The sequence below is a fragment of the Planktothrix sp. genome (assembly GCF_046067725.1).
Lineage (GTDB): Bacteria > Cyanobacteriota > Cyanobacteriia > Cyanobacteriales > Microcoleaceae > Planktothrix.
Map to the genome: position 1 here is coordinate 1 of NZ_JBJUDF010000273.1, position 17,765 is coordinate 17,765.

A 17,765-nucleotide genomic window follows, 5' to 3' on the forward strand; every position below is an offset into this window, starting at 1 on the left:
TGCTCATACAGTGTTAGTAGCTCTTTTTTTTCTTCTTCTTTTAGTTGAATTCTTAACCGTACTGGCATGACTCTTCCTCTAATATTTCTTCATCTTCTATTTTAACTCTATTTATGACCACCTACTTAGAGAGTTTCGTGCATTTCTTTCACAGTGCGAAACGGTCGTTCCACCTTCCCTTTAGAACGAGCCGTTACCCGTCGTCCATCCTTGCCATTCGGTAAATGGGTACGGACTTCAATTCCCAAATAACCCATAACTTTTTGAAACACCAAGCTTTTAGCAATGGGGCCATTATCCATGTACAGCATTTGGGGAATGCCTTGAAAGGGAAAGTCTGTCTCTTTTTTAGGTGACATGGCGGCAAACATAAACCGCAGTGCTGCTTCCACATCCTCGCCGTAAACAGCGTGGTATTCTTGGTATGCCACATCAGGTTCTCATTCCCAACCCAAGAGGGCTTTAGCTCTCTTGTCACCTCGTCAGGAAATTTCTACACCTTGTCTAAAGTCCAATAATTTATGATGTCTGATGACCCAGAAATTGAAGCTAGTTGATTGATGTGAACAATCCCAATCGGAATCTTTTCTTCTACAACAAAAACATTAGGAACTTTTTTTTCCTTGAAAAAAACGATTATTTCTGATACAGTCATCTTAGGTGAAATATGTAGGGGTGAGGGTGTCATATATTGGCTAACAGGTTCTTCTAAGGAGACTTGAGCTTCTAAACTTCGACGAAGATCTCCATCTGTAAAAATCCCGACATACTGATTTCGGTGGTTGACAATACCAACACATCCTAAGCTTTTGGAGTTCATTTCAATAATAGCTTCTTTGATAGATGCACCTAAGCCGATCAGAGGGATTCGATCTTCCTTATACATAAAATTATTGACGGGAATAAGCAGTGTGCCTAAGTTACCACCCGGATGAAATTGCTTAAAATTTTCCGCAGTAAAACCCCGTAAAACCATGACAGTTACAACTAACGCATCACCTAAGACTAATTGGCAAGTTGTTGACGTGGTAGGGGCTAAACTGTTAGGACAAGCTTCAGGAAGATTAGGGATTTGTAAGATAACATCGGCAAAATGAGCTAGGGAACTGGTGGGGTTTTTAGTGACTAAAATAATTGATATTCTTTGCTGGGAAGCATATTGCATGATGTTGAGTAATTCCGTTGTTTGACCCGAAGCAGAAAGAGCAAGAAGTACATCTCTGCTATCTAATAAACCCAAATCTCCATGACTAGCTTCTGTTGGATGAACGAAAATTGCTGGCATTCCTGTAGATGTAAATGAAGCAGCAATCTTCTGACCAATATTCCCACTTTTACCAATTCCAGAAATAACTAATTTACCTTTACAGTCTCGAATCATCAGCACAGCTTTAAACCATGATTCGTCAATGGTTTCACAAAGTTTTGATACGGCGCTAATTTCTTTTTCAATTACGCTTTTAAGTTGCTCTTTAATACATTCATAAGTGAACATTTTCTAAATCCTATATCAGATTTTAACCTAACAGTTGACTTTAATTTAGTTTAATCGCAAAAATTCAAACAAAAAAACAGAGTTTCTGTGAAACCTACTTAATTGCTCTCTTTATCTCTTTCAAAAATAATCTTATCCCAACTTTTATAAATTGAGAATTCCTTCATATTTTCCAGAGAGCTTAATAGCTCTTCTTCATATTTATACGCATACTCTACTCCATCAACAGATTTGGTTTTAACAGGAGCCCAGTTCGTTAAAGCTTGTTGATCGCCAGTTAGGTAGGCTACATTCTTAAAGTTGGCAACTTTTACTCCACAGTAGTCTAAATGGCTTTTCAGATGTCTTTCATGGTTTAAGTTATTTTCATCAAGATTGTTATAAATATATTCTAAGGCTTTGAAATTAAGCATAAATTCAAGCAAACTCAAATAATCAGAAACATTTGGGTTGCTACAAACTGCATGGCGATCATTGTAACCATTATAATTTTCTCCACTAGGTATCCAGATAAACTTTGGATCTAACAATTTTAATGGCGGATGCTCTACCATCCAGAAAAGATCTGTTCTTGTAATGACAAATCTCTGATATTCAGAGCCAATCTTTTTAAAATTTTGTAATCTTTCCAGTAGTTTCAAGTAATTAAAATTCAAATGAAATCCCGAACCTCTACGCCCTTTTATTCCCCCTAACCAATTCCCCTCAATATCAAAATATTTATGCCATTTTGTTTGTTTTTCAGGAGTTAGTTGGCTCAAAAAACTATGTAAAAATTTTTCGTAGTTATCTTCAGCTTCTTCATAAATACAGACATCAACTATATTGCAACTTCTAAACTTATTGAGCGTAGTTTCATCTTCGGAATTCATCCGAGACACACAGAACATTAAATCAGCATTCAAAGGCTGAATTACCTTTTCAATTAAATTTTGGTAAGTTAAATCAACTGCTCGCAAAGTACCCACTATACAAACAACTGGACGTTGTTCTGTAACTATTATATGATTTGCCAATGTCACATCATTCATAATCTTTCCTCAATTAGCTATTGTGTTAATTTTATTACTATTATTTTAGTTTCATCTGTTCATGTAGCACTCGTTTTAATTCAGATAAATCTACTTCAAAATCAGCATTTTCATCAAACTGATCGTGGACAATAAAGTAATGCTCTTGTCCCAGTCCTTTGAATTGGGTGAAGAAAAATGGCGTGGGACAACTTTCTGGATACAAAACGAGTATTTTGATTTTTCCTGAAAAGAGAGTTGTTGCCAAACCTGCGCCGTGAGGTGCTACAATAATTTCCGCTTTAGTAAAGAGTTCTACCTGTTGTCGAAATGACATTTTTTCCAGAACAACGGGTTTAAATCCATAGTTTGCTAGGTATTGAATAATCTGATCTTCGTTTAAAATTCGGCGATGTTTTGCATTAGCACGGGAAATATAAATTCGCTCGGTGGGGTTTTCTAGAGGAGTCAAATCATATTTTTTGAAGACACAACTCCTAATATATTCATAATATTGAGAAGGTAAAAATCCGTTCTCACAACGACTAACATAAGAAGGCATAACGAGACGATCAACCTTAACCCAAGAACCTTTCGGAATATAGATTGTTTGGAAATTATTGGGTAGGACACAATCTAGCAATTCTCTAAAAGAATCAGGTAAAGAGTCAGGTACAAGAACCGTTAATTTTTGATTAGATCTCGCAAGAATAGCCGAATATATTCTGGGTATACAGTCATATAAAAAGTGCCAAAAGTTTTCTGCTGAAAGTGAAAAAATATAGACTGCTGTAATCGGTAGATGTTCTGCCCATAAAAGCTTTAAACGATCAAAGTATCCCAACCTCCATCTTGCTATTGTAACGCGATATTGCATCCCAGAATCAACGATCGCTCTAAAATCTTGGGTACAAATAGTTCCCAGACCAATATGGATATAAGCTGGTACAACATCACAGACAAATATTTCGGAGCGATCAAAATATTCCGCTTTGTAATACAGGCAAACTTTAAGAAATTCTCGATCAATCTCATTAACACCAAACTCCACTCTTTTAGGAGGAAACAGAACTTGATAGTTTTCCACATTATCCCCCAGCATTTCTTTAGGATGGACAGTTTGCCTAAGTCGTAATAGCCGAATAATCGGAATTGAATTTAACAGTTTGTTAATCAAAGTATTTTGAGACTTTCCTATTCCTGATAAGGGATCAGTTTGATCTTCAATTAACTGAGTTTTTAACGCTTTTAATCGCCTTTGTCTTTCTTCCGTCAGCAAAGCGAAATTACGCTGAAATTTATGTTTTTGAACCTGTGTTTGACTTTTCATTATATTGTAATAAAGGCGAAAATTTTATGACAAATTCAGGCAATATGTTTAATCATCTTCAGTCCCGTTGGCGTTAATATTGTGTTACGGCGCTGAGGATTAATGGGGCGCTGATTCACTAATTTTAAGGAGTGGCGAGAAACTGCGATCGCTACCGCTAACTTCAGTAAATAAAGGGCGATTTCCCCACCAATGCAACCCCTTAAGCCTCCACCAAAGGGGAGAAATTGATAGGGAGAAAAGTTGCGATCAAGAAAACGTTCCGGTTTAAAAACATTGGCTTCTGGATAAATATCTTCCCGATGATGAATAACATAAGTTCCCACTGTAATTAAAGTACCCGGGTCAACCTGATAACCCATGATTTCGGTTACTGATTTTACCATTCTGGGAATCACAAACATGGTGACAGGATACATCCGTAAAGTCTCGTTACAAACTGCGCTTAAGTAAGGCAAACGAACAATATTCAGAGGATCAGAAGATAATTCTAAACTATTTAACTCTGCCAACAATTTAGTTTTAATTTCAGCATCACGATAGACGTTATACCACAACCAAGACATTGAAGCAGCAGTCGATTCGTTGCCTGTAAACAACAGCGATAGCACCTGTCCCATTAACTCATCATCGGTCAAAGTATTACCCTGTTCATCACTTACTGACATCAGCAAAGTCAGAATATCCGTCCTATTTTGATCGGGATGAGCACGGCGATCGGCAATTTCACCATAAATGATCTCTTTCATTTGCTGTCGCTGCTTCAGAAATTTTTTCCAGGGACTCATTGCACCTAAATCCCTTTGTAAAAACCTGAAAAATAGAGGAATACCAGCAATATTTGAAGCAAACAAATTTACCATTTCAAACATCAAGTGCTTAATCTCTTGATACCGTTCTTCCTGATAAGAACCAAACAAAAGATTAATCATTACCTGCATCGATATGTCCTGTGCAACATCAAAAACAGAAAAGGGTCGATTGCTTGGCAATGATTCCAGTACATCGTTCACTAAATCGCAAATTAATTGCCCATAAGATTGAATATGTTTACCATGAAGCATCGGAATCAACAACTTTCTTGCCTTTAAGTGGCGTGTACCTTCAAGGGTAAAAAAAGAACTCTCACCAAAAATTGCCTTTAGTTCACTTTCAAAAGTAGTTGTAGACAAATGTTTATCACGATTTTCAATAATTTGTTGGGCAGCTTCTGGCGTATAAAATACTAGCAAAGGACTGCCAAAATCTATTCCTTTTGCCCAAAAAGCATCTGAATGAGTTTGATAAGCACTCTTCCAATAACCGACTGGATTAGTAATGTATTGAAATCTCTGCAACCAGACAGGAGAGTTCAAGGTTTCCACCTGTTTCATAAGTTTATTTTTCTAAGTTAGTTGTGTCTTTGAATGTCCTGGATCAGTTCATTCTAAAAGTTTTTTTTAACCCAGATTTAGTATTATTAATCTGGGTTTATCCACTATTAAAAGTTATTTAGTCGCAACGATAATACCGCTAGGTGCCCAAAAGTCAGAGTAAATACGTTTCATTTGGCTAAATCCTGCATCCCTCAAGCATTGTTCATAATCGCTCCAAGAGTAAATCATGCCTCCTTCGTGGGGTATTGAAACAAAGTAAGATGAATCGAGCGCCGCCATCAACGGCCCATCTTCTTGATCAGAAGTCATCATATTAAAGATGATCAGGGAACCACCCGGTTTGAGGGCTTGATAGGCTCGACGAAGCAAGGATGTATTTTTATCTAAAGACCAAATGACTAATACATGAATAAACAGAAAACAATCCTGATCCTTGGGAAATTCATCAACGAAAATGTCTCCCCCCATTACCTTAATTCGGTCTGTTAATTGCTTCTGATCAATATGACTTTGAGCAATTTTACAACTGTCTGGAATATCCATCAAAGTAATTTGAACGTTGGGGAAAGCTTCGGCTAAAGCAATAGAGTTTGTGGCATCACCACCGCCTACATCCACAACGGATTCAAAATTGGAAAAATCAATTTTCTTCAACCACAAAGGAGTAACTAATTTTGACCAAGATCCCATAAAGTTGTAAAATACTTTATCCAGACCCGGATCTTCATGCAGACGATTGTACAAATCAGGCCCTTGTCCTTGGAACTGTCGCAAACCTACATTTCTATTTTGTTTTAATGATTCTACATAATCGATCGATCCCCGATAAACAATCTTGGCTTCAAACAAAACAACATCATAGAATTCTTTCCATGTATTTTCCAGAAATAGCATCTGAATCACTAAGCTATTACGATATTGATCGCCCACTTTTTGAATCAGTTTCAATGCTGTCAGTCCCAGCAACAGTGCTTTAGTGGGATAAGCTTCTAATTGAAGATGTTGAGCAATTTCTGCTTGAGAAAGATCGGGATGTTTCCAAAGCAACTCAAACACGCCCAGTTCACAACCTGCATACAGATTCTGGAAGGCAGAATGACCGTATAAAAGCAACACTAAATCATCCATTTTCAAGGTGTCTTTATTGCTGCTAATTAACTGCAAGGTTTTTAAATCACTAGGATTTAAGCTATTAGCGGGTTGTTGATTTGTTTGGGCATCATTCAGTTCTTCAAAGTTGGCAACCATTTGTTTAATTTTCCCTCAATTTCTAGTTTATTTAATTTCAGCCTGAAAATCTCTCAGCTAAGAATCGATTCAGCTTTAACCATGTTGGATTCAATTGTATTGGTCTTAACTGCGTAATTACTCGACAAAGAGACATATATACCCAATAAAACTATACAAGATAATAACCCGTTTAAAATAGTTATATGTTCACTTAAAATAATCCAGGCGAAAATAGCACTAATCACTGGATCGAGGAGCATCGTAACAGCGACCACTCCAGATGATACATAGTTAAGAGAATAAATAATTAATCCATGACCAATCACTTGAGACAATAGGGCTAATGCAATAACAGCTGCCCACCCTTGTAATGAGATGGGAAAAAAGTTTTGGTTGATGATCGCTAACACACTAATCATTATAAATGACCCAATAAGACAACACCAAAGCATTAAGGTTTGAGTTTTAAATTGGGTGAGTAGATGTTCCATAATGAGAAGTTCCAAAGTAGAACACAAGGCAGAAAGTATTGCTAACAAGTCTCCTTGGAGCTTATGGATAGAAACTGAAAAATCATTGAATCCAATAAAAATAGAACCTAAAATCGCTATTACCATGCCGATTAAAAACTTGCGATCGTAGCGATTTCTAAATAATACCCATCCTCCTAAAGTCGTCAGAAGGGGACGCAAACCATGTAAAATTGTTACAGAACTTGCCACAGTCGTTTGGGTGAGAGACAAAGCCCAAAAAAGTTGGATGGCAGCAAACAAACAGCCAACGATTAACAACAGACCCAGGGTTTTTGGAGTGTAAAGCTGTTTTGATTCCCCAACAACTTTTTCAGGTGCATTTTGTCCCATCGCCGAAAATCCGTTCCAAATTCCAAAAATTACCCCAGCAATCCAAAAGCGATTAAAGGTTGTAGCATTGGCTCCAATTTCGGCAGTGCTAAATCTTACAAAAATAGGGCCTAGACCAATCGCCAATAGTGCAATGAAAAGAGCGACATAAGGAATCAATCTTGCTTTTTGTTCTGCTAATAAGAGGGGTTTTTCAAGTTGTTCGAGTTGAGATTCTAAAGGCATTATCGGTAAAGTTTAGAGTGTTTAGTTTTAGATTCGGGCATTTATTAAACATGACCATAGAAGTCACGGTGAACGACGACAGAATAGGCATAATCTAATAAAGTACCCCAACTAAAAACCGGAAGACGAATCGCTTGTTGAATTGATCGAGCAAAGGGAGGAGTTCCAGAACATTCCAGAAGTAAGGCTCCCATTTGCGGGTAACGCTGATAAAAATTAACAGCAAGTGCCGTCAATTCTTGCTCGATTTTTTCATAATTTGCTCCTCGTGATAAGGGATCGGAAGCCATGTAAAGATTAGTAATTTCAGGACAAAGCCCCGACTCCATTATTCCCTCAATTACGTAATTACTATTAGGTTGAATACCCACAGCTTCTAGGTGGGTTGATGTTAAAACATTTTTTGAGAAAACGAGGATACCAACAATCTGATCATTCCCAATCAAATTTTGTGCCAAAGGCACTTGTAATAAGCTGGACATGAAAACGGGAACTTTAACATAGCCAGCTATTTCTTTTTGAAAATAAGCGAAATAACCACATTCTCCAGCGATCGCTCGACACCCGATTTTCTCCAGTTTCTTAGCTGCTTTTTGAATAGGAGCAAGATAAGAGGTCTTATCATCATTAAACAATAATTCTTTCCCATCTAAACCTTCAGCAATTTCATATTGAATGGGAAACGGATAGGCGCTGGCGTTACGAGTATCACCAGGAAATCCGGGGTATTGTTCATCGAGAATAATTATCCCAACTCCCATTCCATAGCAATGTTGATGGGGAGATGTTTGGATATGATTAATGTTTAAATTTCTTTGCTGGTATATCATTTAATATTATCCACTCCTCTCCATCTTCCTTTCATATATTTAGCTAACCAATAAGCATCGGTTTCTGATAAAGGTTCGGTAATAGGTTGATCTGGAGGAGTTGGATGATTGGGTAAAAAACCTCCCTTTGGTTTTCCCGCTTCTACTTCTCCCCAAAACGTTTTGAATGATTGGGTATCCGGTAATTCTCGGCTATTAAATGGAGTGTACCAAGTGCGTAAAAGTAATCGATCATATTGCCCTGGTTCAATCGGCCAAGATGTCCGAGAATGATAAATCACATGATTATTTGTAATCAACCAGTCACCTGGTTCTAGCCTGATTTTTATTCCTACCCTTAAACCAATTTCTTGTAAAAGTTCTAACCCTTGCTTCTGCTTTTCTGTAAGTCGCGGTGCCTCTGGAATTAACTGACTTAATGAAACATAAGCACTGGAATACTGGGTTGTAAATTTGCCTTTATGAATACACCATAAAGGGTAGGTAGTCCAGTTGTTTTCGCCTTCAAAGAAAAAAGGAATTTCCTTTAATAACTCTTCGGCAATATCGGGATGGGATTGGCGCATTTCGTTATAGATTGTCATGGCGCTGGCTAAGTAGTTTTCTCCTCCTGTTCTGGCTTGTCTAATACAAAGTAAACTATTGGCATCGCAGCGATCGGTGTGCAATTTAAACGCATCATTAGACTGTTTGCCTTCTTGAGTTGAATCTGCTGCTTCCGCTCTAATATAAGTAATAAATTGGGTTTGGTTTCTTCGGGGAGAATCAAAGTCTGAATTAGATTCTCTGATGGGTGTTCCCATTAGCTTGCACATGGCTAGGTAAACTTTAGCTATTTCTGCTTCCGAATAGCGATCAACCGGAACTCCTTTTAAGAGAACGGCTCCCTTGCCATTTTCCAATTCTTCAGAAACCTTAGCTAAAGTTTTGCTGAATTGATTAAATTGAATGTCTGAATTATCAATATTTTGAGGATGATTTAGATTGCGAATTGCGGCTTCAATTTCCCAAACTTCTACGGAAGTTAATTGATAATTCCAATAGGTCGAATTCAGTAATTCATCTCCTTTCCAGGCTGCTGCACAATTGGCTAAAGTAGCAAGTTCTTGATTAGATTGGTTGGACACTGCTTTCAATTCTGTTTTCATAAGAATCCTTTATTTGATTTGCTCTGCTCCTACCCATCTAACTTTGAGATAGCAATCTAACCAATAAGCCTCCGTTTCTGATAATGGCGAGTTAATGGCTTGATTGGGTGGTAGCTGATAATTAGGTAAATAACCGCCTCTGGGCTGACCTGCCTCCATCGATCGCCAAATTCCCCTAAATGAGTCGGTATTGGGTAATTCTCGACTATTACGGGGCGAAAAGCAAACTCTGAGCAGTAGGCGATCATAATCTCCTGATTCAATTTCCCAGGAGCCACGAGCATGATAAACCAAATGATTGTTTACCATCAGCCAATCTCCGGGTTCCAATTTCAAAGTTATGCCAACATCACCCCCGATGGTTTGTAATAAATCCAGACCTTGTTTATGTTGTTCAGAAAGTCGAGGTGCGCCTGCAACAAGTTGACTTAAAAGTGGATAAGTGCTGGAAAGTTGAGTTGTAAATTTACCTTTGTGAATCTGCCATATCGGATAGTTGATCCAGCCTCCTTCTCCTTCATAAAGCCAGGGCATTTCCTGAAATAAACTTGCGGCTATTTCAGGATAGGATTGAAGCATTTCATTGTAGATGGTGATGGCACTTGCTAAACGATTTTCTCCACCAATTCGGGCTTGTCTAACACAAAGTAAACTGAGTACATCGTAGCGATCGGTATGGAAACCAAATGCGTCTGTAGATTGTTTCCCATTTTCCGAAGAACTAGCTTCTGCTCTAATGTAAGTAACAAATTGAGATTTCTCTCGTTTAGGGGAATCCCAATCTAAACCAGATTGGCGAATCGGAATCCCCATTTGCTGACATAAAATTAGGTAAAATTCCGCGAGTTCTGTATCTGAATATTTATCGACGGGAACGCCTTTTAATAAAACAGTTCCCCTGCCATTTTCTAATTCTTCGGAAATATCAACTAAGGTTTTATTAAGTTGGTTAAACTGAATCGCCTCTTTATTGGAAAGTTTAAGACTGTGAAGGGCTGATTCAATTTCTTCGATTTCTTTTGGACTCAGGTGGTAGTTCCAGTATTTAGAGTTGAGTAGTTCGTCGCCTCTCCAAGCGGGTGGACTATTCAGTAAGGTCATAGATTTATCCTAAAAAACTAGAATGATAATTAGGGAACTGGGTTAGGATAACGAGCGTGTATTTGATCAATATGTTCCAAAATTTCTGGAGTTAATACAACATCTATACAGCTTATATTGTCTTGCAATTGCTCTACAGTAGAAGCTGCGATAATCGTGCTAGTGACAAACCAGCGTGATCGCACAAAACCTAATGCTAACTGCACTGGGGTTAAGCCATTTTTATTCGCAAGATCCACATAAGCTTGAACTGCTTCTTGGAAGTGGGGTTTTCGGTAACGTCTGTCAAATTGTGGGAATAAATCGACTCTCGATCCGGGCGGAATTTGAGAGAGATATTTTCCAGTTAAATGACCAAAAGCCAGGGTACTATAAGCGATTAATCCCACGTTATGAAATCGGCAGGTTTCTGCTAAATTAATTTGAAATACTCGATTGGTTAAATTAAAGGCATTTTGAATGGAAACGATTTTAGATAATCCCAATTGTCGGGCTAGATGGCAAAATTCGCATACGCCCCAAGGTGTTTCATTACTCACTCCTAAATACCGAATTTTTCCCGCTTTAACTAATTCGGCAAAAGCTTCTAACTGTTCTGCGATCGCTACAGTTTCCCGTTCGTAATTAGGATCGTAATCAGGAGCACCAAATAGCGGCACATATCGATCAGGCCAATGAATTTGATAGAGGTCAATGTAATCTGTTTGGAGTCGCCGGAGACTCCCTTCTACTGCTGCTTGAATATTCTTCCGATCAATGCGATTCTTCCCCTCCCGAATCCAAGTTATGGGCAGAGTTTGCCCACTCGATGGCCCTGCGATTTTAGTCGCAATAATCACCCGATCACGGGGTTGTGTAACCAACCATTCGCCAATATATTCCTCCGTTTTACCTTGGGTTTCTGAACAGGTGGGAGCGGGATACATTTCCGCAGTATCAATAAAATTAATTCCTCGATCAAGAGCATAACTTAATTGATTTTTGGCATCTTCTAATGTATTTTGTTTTCCATAATTCATGGTTCCTAAACATAATTCAGAAACCAGCAATTCACTATCACCAAGCTTTCTATATTTCATCAAACTCTACTCCCCCAAAAATATTATGTCTTAATGTCTTATAGGTTAAAAACACTAAATACCGATTACTTTTTGCCAGGTAATGGGTTGATCATTGATGCCAAATGTTTGCTCATCGGGATTAATAGATTCTGGATCGAGATAGGTTCCAAATAGGCGATCAAAAATGGTAAAGTAACTACCTAGGTTGTAAGCCCCTACTCGCGTATGGTGTAAGCTATGATATCGAGGCGTAACCAAAATCCATTCCAACATTCCCATCCAAGAACGCCATTTTGCATTTGAATGCGTCCAGTTTTCATGAAGCGCACTTAATAATCCCAGATAAAACATGACTTCCGGGGGAATAGCTAGAAGGGGAAAAGCCAAAAACCCGACTTGAAATAAAAATCGACTGGTAAAACTGGTTCTTTGGGCAGCAAGCCACCATAATTGTTGAATGGAATGATGCCATAAATGTGTTTGCCAAAGATATTTGTTGTAGTGCATACACCAATGAATTACATAAAAACAAAAATCCTTAATTAGATAGGCTAAAATTAACCGCACCCATAAGGGCAGAGAAAGTACACCAAACTGACTTAACCACTCAATAAAAGAGGAAGGAATCAGTGTAATAATAAGATTACCATAAAGATATGCCAGAATAATTGTAAAGAATATTGAGATAACTGCTGCACCAAATTCTTTTAAAAATTGTTCTGCATATTTAATATCTCGTAACGGGTCGATTCTTTCCAAAAAGAACCAAATTAATCCACCCGTGACAAAAGTTGCTAACCAGCCAATCATTATCTGTGTAATCATGCTTAACTCCAGATAGAGTATTCTTCTAAATACATCTAAACCCCAATAATTTTTCGGGGGGTGACAAGTGCATTGTTGCCTGATGCAAATTGAATCTGTTCTAGGGTTACTGTATCAGGATCAACATAAGTGCCGAAAATGCGATCAAATACCGTAAAAAGAGCCCCTAAATTCTTAGTCACTGAATCTGTTTCTGCATGATGAATCAAATGAACTCTAGGCGTAACATAAAACCATTCAATAAACTTCATCCAAGGTTGCCACTTAACGTTTAAATGAATCCAGTTGTCGTGAATAATATAATGAATGCCGACAAAAACCATGATTTCTGGGGGAATACCTAGCAATGGAAAGCTGAGAAATCCCACCTTAAACAGCAGCACGTCTGTTAAACTCTCTCGTTGGGCAGCCAACCACCAAAGTTGATCAATAGAATGATGCCAATTATGAGTTAACCATAAAATATTATTTTTATGCTTAATCCAGTGGGTGACATAAAAACTAAAATCTTTCAAAAAATAAGCAATCAATAACCGCACCCACAAAGGTAAAGATAATAATCCTGTCCAGCCCATAAAATCCATCAAAGATGGAGAAATTATTAACTGCACAAGTGCCACAAAAAAGTAGGCAAGAATAATGCTATAAACCACAGAAATCATGGCGGCACCGAATTCTCTGGGAAACCGAGAACGGTATTCAACCACCTTGAATGGATCGAGAAGTTCCCAAATCCAAAACAGCAGTCCCGACCCAAATAAAACGCATAACCCAAGCAAAACTTGATTAATCACAGTTCCCCCTATTTCACGAATAACATAAATAATTTTAATTATTCAGATTTCTCTAAAAATGGATAATCTAAATAACCTCGTTCGTCTCCACCCGTGAACGTTGATCGATAGTAAACATTGAGCTTGGCATTCAGAGCAAAGCGTTTCGGCAAATCAGGATTAGCAATAAATAATCGACCATAAGCCACTAAATCGGCATCACCCTGGGCAAGAATCGCTTCTCCTGTTTCCCGTGTATATCCTCCTGCTGTGATTAATGTACCGTGATATAAAGATCGAAAATGTTGAACGCCAAGCTCTACTTTCTTCACCGAAAAATCATCATGGCTTCCTTTAATTCGAGGTTCAACAAGATGTAGATAAGCTAGATTCAATGAATTAAGTTGAGTAACTACAGAGTTGAATAAAGCTTCTGGATTAGAATCATTCATATCTTGGAATGTGCTACTAGGTGACAAGCGCACACCTACCCGATCCGATCCCCATACCTCAATCACAGCGGCTGTCACTTCCATGAGTAAACGGGCTCGATTTTCAATGCTACCTCCATAAGCGTCGGTTCGCTGGTTACTGTTATCTTGGAGGAACTGGTCTAGTAAATAACCACTAGCCCCATGAATTTCCACACCATCAGCCTCTGAGAGCATTGCATTTTTGGCAGCTTGACGATATTGATCGATAATCCCAGGAATTTCTGAAGTCAAGAGTGCTCTGGGGACAACAAAGTTCACCTCTTCCTCAGTAGCGGTTAATGCTTTTTCCTCGTTAGGGGCGATCGCACTCGGCGCGACAGGTAAAGCACCTTGAGGTTGCAAAGAGGGATGAGAGCATCGTCCACCATGCCACAGTTGCAGAAAAATGCGCCCGCCGCGATCGTGAACCGCTTGCGTCACCCGTTGCCACCCCGCAATTTGCCCTGGGCTGTAGATCCCTGGCGTTCGCGGTAGACTGGTACCTTGGGGAGAAATTTGAGTAGCCTCGCTAATCATTAACCCCGCAGAAGCCCGTTGAGCATAATAGAGAGCATTCAGGGGAGTGGGCCCCAGATGATAATCAGCCCGTCGCCGTGTTAACGGGGCCATTACTATACGATTGGGTAACTCTAAATTCCCAAGCTTAAAGGGTTGCAATAGCTTTAATGAATTCATTTACCCTATCCCCTCTGTCAGATTTAGGTCTGCACCAGCACGGACTAAAACCTCTGCACAAGCTTGATGTCCATGTTGCAAGGCATGGTGTAAGGGGGTTGCATGATTTCCCGTTGGACTCACCGCATTGACAAAAGCACCAGCTTCAATCAAAAGCTGTATGACCTCCACACTTCCGCCTTGACAAGCTTTGTGTAGTACCGAATCTCCAGAGGCACGATCAAGCATATAAGGGTCAGCGCCCGAATCTAAAAGCAGCCTGACCATCTCTGCATTTCCCTGCTGTGCCGCGATCATTAATGGTGTGAAACCACCTTTAGCATCTTGATCTCTGATATTGACATTTGCACCGATCGCTAACAAAGATTGCACAACAGAAACTTGATTATTCTGCACATACTGAATTAATTCTGTATCCAGGTTAGCTGTAAATGCAGCGACTTCTGGATTCGGATCAAAATAGAAACTCCACGAGGAAATTTTGCCCGCTTCATCTAAGACAATAAATTGGGCATCTTCAATTTCAAAAATTTGCTCGGTTTGTTGACAGATCTCTTGGGTGCGGGAAATAATGCAGGCTTTATTACCCTCAACGATGAACTCTAACAACTGATAATCCAATAGTTGTGTTGTTTGCGCCCGGATTTCAAAAGCTGACCTCACCGCCTGACGACCCACTCTTTTGCCCAGATAGGGAATCGCTTTATTGTGTTCATTCTGAGGGGCATAAAAAATGACAGTTTCTGATAAACCATTAATCACAGTTTCGATGTCATCTTTTGCCCAACTTTCAAACCATTGCCTTAAGATTTTGGCTGTTTGTTCAGTCTCCATGATCGGCTACTTAATTAAATGACCTGACTGCAACAAAGCAGCGTGTTTTTTGTCTACATCAGCAGCAAAGCGATCAAACAACTCAAACTCTTGAAACTGCTCATTCCCCGTTTTGTAACCAGCATCTCGGAGATTTTGTTGAGTATCCAAATTCTCTAAATATTCGCTTTGCTCTGGGGTTAAGGAAATACCCAGATAGTGATAGACGAGTTCCACCGAATCTTTGATATTTTGAGTTAAGCGATCGAAGGAGAAACACAGTTTTTGCTTCTCAGACAAACTATTAAAAAATTGAATGGTCTGGTTAGCCGCTTCTACTCGAACTGATCGTTGCATGGACTCCCAATCAGAAATTTGGCTAACATTAACTCCTGACTTACAGTAAGCCGACTGGTTAATGAGGGTGATGTAGGAGTTCATGAACCGTTCAGAAGGGCGAGTAATCGTGATAAACAACGCATCAGGATACAAAGAACGCATCATTTCGAGTCGTTGATAACATTCATTGTCTTTTGAGATGTAAATCAGATTTCCACCTCGCAAATAAAGAACTTTTTGAATCACCTGATATTGAGTTCGTAACATCCTTTCCTGAGTTTTCTGGGAAAGCTTACTAAAGTTATTCAAACTATCCAGCAACTTAGGGTAAGGAAAACGATTAATCACATAAAATTGGTGAAAAAAGCACTCTTCAAATAGAAAACCATCATCTTCATAATCATTGAGATAGCTGTAGTGCATTTTTTCAGCGAATTTAGCTTGGTCACTATTTCCCCAATAATTAACTTGGCTCATCCGCTCTAAAAAGCCAGTTTTTTGAAATAGCTTTTGCAATACTATCGAAGGATAGCGCCACTCCAGCAACCGAATACCGAAAAATGTTTTTTCATCAGATGCAAGGGTACGATGTAAAAATGTGGTAGCACTGCGAGGTTGAGCGACAACGAAAACAGGAGTACGAATTACCTGCTGTCGATACTCAGGAAACAACAAGTCATCCAAGCACCAACATAAAGCAATAAATGGCAGCTTAATTGCATAGTTCAGTAGATAAAAAGCCTGTTTCCATCTATCCTTAAAACCAATAGACGGTTCTGGATCAAAAAGAATATGATGCCAGATTTTAAAGTAAGTAAGCCAGTGGGGAAAAGGAGTTAGAAAAACGGCTCCAATGAGAACTAGCAAAACCGCAGTAAAAACAAGGGAGATAATAGAAAGCAACATATTTGAACGTTAACTAAAATAGTCTTCCAAGGAGCCTTCGCGAACAGTATCAAGGGTGAAACAGTGGAAACCGCCCCCAAAAATTCTCCGATGTCGATGCTGTACAGGAATGGGAGTAAACCCGTGCTTTTCTAAAGTTTTAATCAATTCTGGAAATAGAGAATTGACGATAATTTTATCCTCATCAACAGACAATACATTCAAATCAATGTACTTTGTCGTTAGGATCAAATCATCGTTATCATAGGTTGGGAAAATATTCTCTGTTGGTTCTGGGGGATAGATAATATCCCATTTTTGTAGGGCTTCAGGTAGGCGATCAAAAAACTGAGGATTGCGGAGCAAAAGCTTACCAGGTTTTAGGGGCAAAATAATACTATCAATGTGATTATCTGCGAATTGATACAGCAAATGAAAGTTAAATTTACCTTCAAAATGACGTTGCAACCATTGATAAGCTAAATAATGGTTTTTAGTTGCTACATTGATCAGGATATCTTTGCCAAACCGGATGCACTGGGCAGCATCAAACATGATCTCGTAGCCAATATCAAATTCGGATTCATTTTGCGGATAAACTTTCTCGATTGCTGGCACATTTTGACCCGAAATATAGGAAGTATCGAAGGATCGATCCGTCATAATGGGCCTGGGCATATTTGTCCATTTTGCCCCCTGTTCAAAATACTGGTAAAAGATGGGCTTGAGCAAATCATTTTCAAAATATCTAGCCCGAACTTGAGGCGGTGTTTCTAAAATTTCATTGCCCATAATGATGGCTTGATCCCGAATATTTAAGGCAGGGATACAATCCGCTTTCCAATAGGGCGTTTCAAATCTTATTGACCGAGTTAAAGGAATCGGTCTATGAACTTTTACATCTAACTGTTGTAAGGTATTAACGAGTTCCTCGACATCCTCATTCAGTTCCTCTAAATACTGTTTTTTGAGGGTGTGAGTCGCCAAAGTTTCAAAACTTTGAGCGTTTTCTTGCGAAACAATTTTATCCTGACTACCGCCGTTTTCATTACTTTGATAGTAAGGATAACAAAACGATGAGTAAGCAACATCATGAAAAAAAACTTTAAAAGACAGTTCTAAGTCCTGAGTATCGTAGTGTATAGGAGAACCAACAACGACTTCTTTAAGGCTAGACCACTCGTCAAAACTATTAACCACTATGCACAAACTCCTAATTTCTATCCCCTATCGAATCTTTCCCGGCTTAGTAAGGTAAACACACATTTTATGGCAGTAAGTTTCTACCGATA

The 17,765-nt window shown here is 38.8% G+C and carries 16 protein-coding genes and 1 pseudogene; all 17 read right to left on the reverse strand.

Annotated features, from left to right (window positions below; translation table 11 throughout):
- Nucleotides 1-128 precede the first annotated feature (128 nt).
- A pseudogene (locus ACKPEB_RS16895) lies at nucleotides 129-431 on the reverse strand (IS481 family transposase); the annotation flags it as partial.
- A 62-nt stretch (nucleotides 432-493) separates the two neighbouring features.
- On the reverse strand, nucleotides 494-1,495 hold the full coding sequence (locus ACKPEB_RS16900; protein WP_408966130.1) for an SIS domain-containing protein: 1,002 nt from the start codon (nucleotides 1,493-1,495) through the stop codon (nucleotides 494-496).
- Between the two features lie 98 nt (nucleotides 1,496-1,593).
- A complete protein-coding gene (locus tag ACKPEB_RS16905) occupies nucleotides 1,594-2,526 on the reverse strand; it encodes a hypothetical protein (protein WP_408966131.1) in 933 nt (310 codons plus the stop codon).
- 40 nt (nucleotides 2,527-2,566) lie between these two features.
- Nucleotides 2,567-3,835 carry a glycosyltransferase family 61 protein gene (locus ACKPEB_RS16910; protein WP_408966132.1) on the reverse strand — a complete coding sequence of 423 codons (1,269 nt, stop codon included), beginning with the start codon at nucleotides 3,833-3,835 and terminating at the stop codon, nucleotides 2,567-2,569.
- 35 nt (nucleotides 3,836-3,870) lie between these two features.
- Nucleotides 3,871-5,208, reverse strand: coding sequence for a cytochrome P450 (locus ACKPEB_RS16915; RefSeq protein ID WP_408966133.1), 1,338 nt, complete (start codon nucleotides 5,206-5,208; stop codon nucleotides 3,871-3,873).
- Between the two features lie 114 nt (nucleotides 5,209-5,322).
- Nucleotides 5,323-6,459: a methyltransferase gene (locus ACKPEB_RS16920; protein WP_408966134.1), complete on the reverse strand. Its 1,137-nt coding sequence runs from the start codon at nucleotides 6,457-6,459 to the stop codon at nucleotides 5,323-5,325.
- 53 nt (nucleotides 6,460-6,512) lie between these two features.
- A complete protein-coding gene (locus ACKPEB_RS16925; RefSeq protein WP_408966135.1) occupies nucleotides 6,513-7,529 on the reverse strand; it encodes a DMT family transporter in 1,017 nt (338 codons plus the stop codon).
- 44 nt (nucleotides 7,530-7,573) lie between these two features.
- Nucleotides 7,574-8,359 (reverse strand): aspartate/glutamate racemase family protein, encoded by a 786-nt coding sequence (locus ACKPEB_RS16930; protein WP_408966136.1) that lies wholly within the window; start codon nucleotides 8,357-8,359, stop codon nucleotides 7,574-7,576.
- The gene (locus ACKPEB_RS16935) at nucleotides 8,356-9,507 is read right to left on the reverse strand and encodes a TauD/TfdA family dioxygenase (protein WP_408966137.1); all 1,152 of its coding nucleotides are present in this window, start codon (nucleotides 9,505-9,507) and stop codon (nucleotides 8,356-8,358) included. Before ACKPEB_RS16935 ends, ACKPEB_RS16930 begins: the two co-directional genes overlap by 4 nt.
- A gap of 9 nt (nucleotides 9,508-9,516) precedes the next feature.
- The gene (locus ACKPEB_RS16940) at nucleotides 9,517-10,608 is read right to left on the reverse strand and encodes a TauD/TfdA family dioxygenase (protein WP_408966138.1); all 1,092 of its coding nucleotides are present in this window, start codon (nucleotides 10,606-10,608) and stop codon (nucleotides 9,517-9,519) included.
- A gap of 29 nt (nucleotides 10,609-10,637) precedes the next feature.
- Nucleotides 10,638-11,687, reverse strand: coding sequence for an aldo/keto reductase (locus ACKPEB_RS16945; RefSeq protein WP_408966139.1), 1,050 nt, complete (start codon nucleotides 11,685-11,687; stop codon nucleotides 10,638-10,640).
- Nucleotides 11,688-11,741: 54 nt separating this feature from the next.
- On the reverse strand, nucleotides 11,742-12,494 hold the full coding sequence (locus tag ACKPEB_RS16950) for a sterol desaturase family protein (protein ID WP_408966140.1): 753 nt from the start codon (nucleotides 12,492-12,494) through the stop codon (nucleotides 11,742-11,744).
- A gap of 35 nt (nucleotides 12,495-12,529) precedes the next feature.
- A complete protein-coding gene (locus ACKPEB_RS16955) occupies nucleotides 12,530-13,288 on the reverse strand; it encodes a sterol desaturase family protein (protein WP_408966141.1) in 759 nt (252 codons plus the stop codon).
- A gap of 38 nt (nucleotides 13,289-13,326) precedes the next feature.
- Nucleotides 13,327-14,436, reverse strand: a complete 1,110-nt coding sequence (locus ACKPEB_RS16960) for an alkene reductase (protein WP_408966142.1) — start codon at nucleotides 14,434-14,436, stop codon at nucleotides 13,327-13,329.
- A complete protein-coding gene (locus ACKPEB_RS16965) occupies nucleotides 14,437-15,270 on the reverse strand; it encodes an ankyrin repeat domain-containing protein (RefSeq protein WP_408966143.1) in 834 nt (277 codons plus the stop codon).
- Nucleotides 15,271-15,276: 6 nt separating this feature from the next.
- Nucleotides 15,277-16,494, reverse strand: coding sequence for a sulfotransferase (locus tag ACKPEB_RS16970; RefSeq protein WP_408966144.1), 1,218 nt, complete (start codon nucleotides 16,492-16,494; stop codon nucleotides 15,277-15,279).
- A 9-nt stretch (nucleotides 16,495-16,503) separates the two neighbouring features.
- Nucleotides 16,504-17,673 carry a glycine amidinotransferase gene (locus ACKPEB_RS16975; protein WP_408966145.1) on the reverse strand — a complete coding sequence of 390 codons (1,170 nt, stop codon included), beginning with the start codon at nucleotides 17,671-17,673 and terminating at the stop codon, nucleotides 16,504-16,506.
- Nucleotides 17,674-17,765: the final 92 nt, after the last annotated feature.

Coding starts and splice junctions, on each gene's coding strand:
- ACKPEB_RS16900 (WP_408966130.1), bottom strand. CDS start 1,495: ATGTTCACTTATGAATGTATTAAAGAGCAACTTAAAAGCGTAATTGAA.
- ACKPEB_RS16905 (WP_408966131.1), bottom strand. CDS start 2,526: ATGAATGATGTGACATTGGCAAATCATATAATAGTTACAGAACAACGT.
- ACKPEB_RS16910 (WP_408966132.1), bottom strand. CDS start 3,835: ATGAAAAGTCAAACACAGGTTCAAAAACATAAATTTCAGCGTAATTTC.
- ACKPEB_RS16915 (WP_408966133.1), bottom strand. CDS start 5,208: ATGAAACAGGTGGAAACCTTGAACTCTCCTGTCTGGTTGCAGAGATTT.
- ACKPEB_RS16920 (WP_408966134.1), bottom strand. CDS start 6,459: ATGGTTGCCAACTTTGAAGAACTGAATGATGCCCAAACAAATCAACAA.
- ACKPEB_RS16925 (WP_408966135.1), bottom strand. CDS start 7,529: ATGCCTTTAGAATCTCAACTCGAACAACTTGAAAAACCCCTCTTATTA.
- ACKPEB_RS16930 (WP_408966136.1), bottom strand. CDS start 8,359: ATGATATACCAGCAAAGAAATTTAAACATTAATCATATCCAAACATCT.
- ACKPEB_RS16935 (WP_408966137.1), bottom strand. CDS start 9,507: ATGAAAACAGAATTGAAAGCAGTGTCCAACCAATCTAATCAAGAACTT.
- ACKPEB_RS16940 (WP_408966138.1), bottom strand. CDS start 10,608: ATGACCTTACTGAATAGTCCACCCGCTTGGAGAGGCGACGAACTACTC.
- ACKPEB_RS16945 (WP_408966139.1), bottom strand. CDS start 11,687: ATGAAATATAGAAAGCTTGGTGATAGTGAATTGCTGGTTTCTGAATTA.
- ACKPEB_RS16950 (WP_408966140.1), bottom strand. CDS start 12,494: ATGATTACACAGATAATGATTGGCTGGTTAGCAACTTTTGTCACGGGT.
- ACKPEB_RS16960 (WP_408966142.1), bottom strand. CDS start 14,436: ATGAATTCATTAAAGCTATTGCAACCCTTTAAGCTTGGGAATTTAGAG.
- ACKPEB_RS16965 (WP_408966143.1), bottom strand. CDS start 15,270: ATGGAGACTGAACAAACAGCCAAAATCTTAAGGCAATGGTTTGAAAGT.
- ACKPEB_RS16970 (WP_408966144.1), bottom strand. CDS start 16,494: ATGTTGCTTTCTATTATCTCCCTTGTTTTTACTGCGGTTTTGCTAGTT.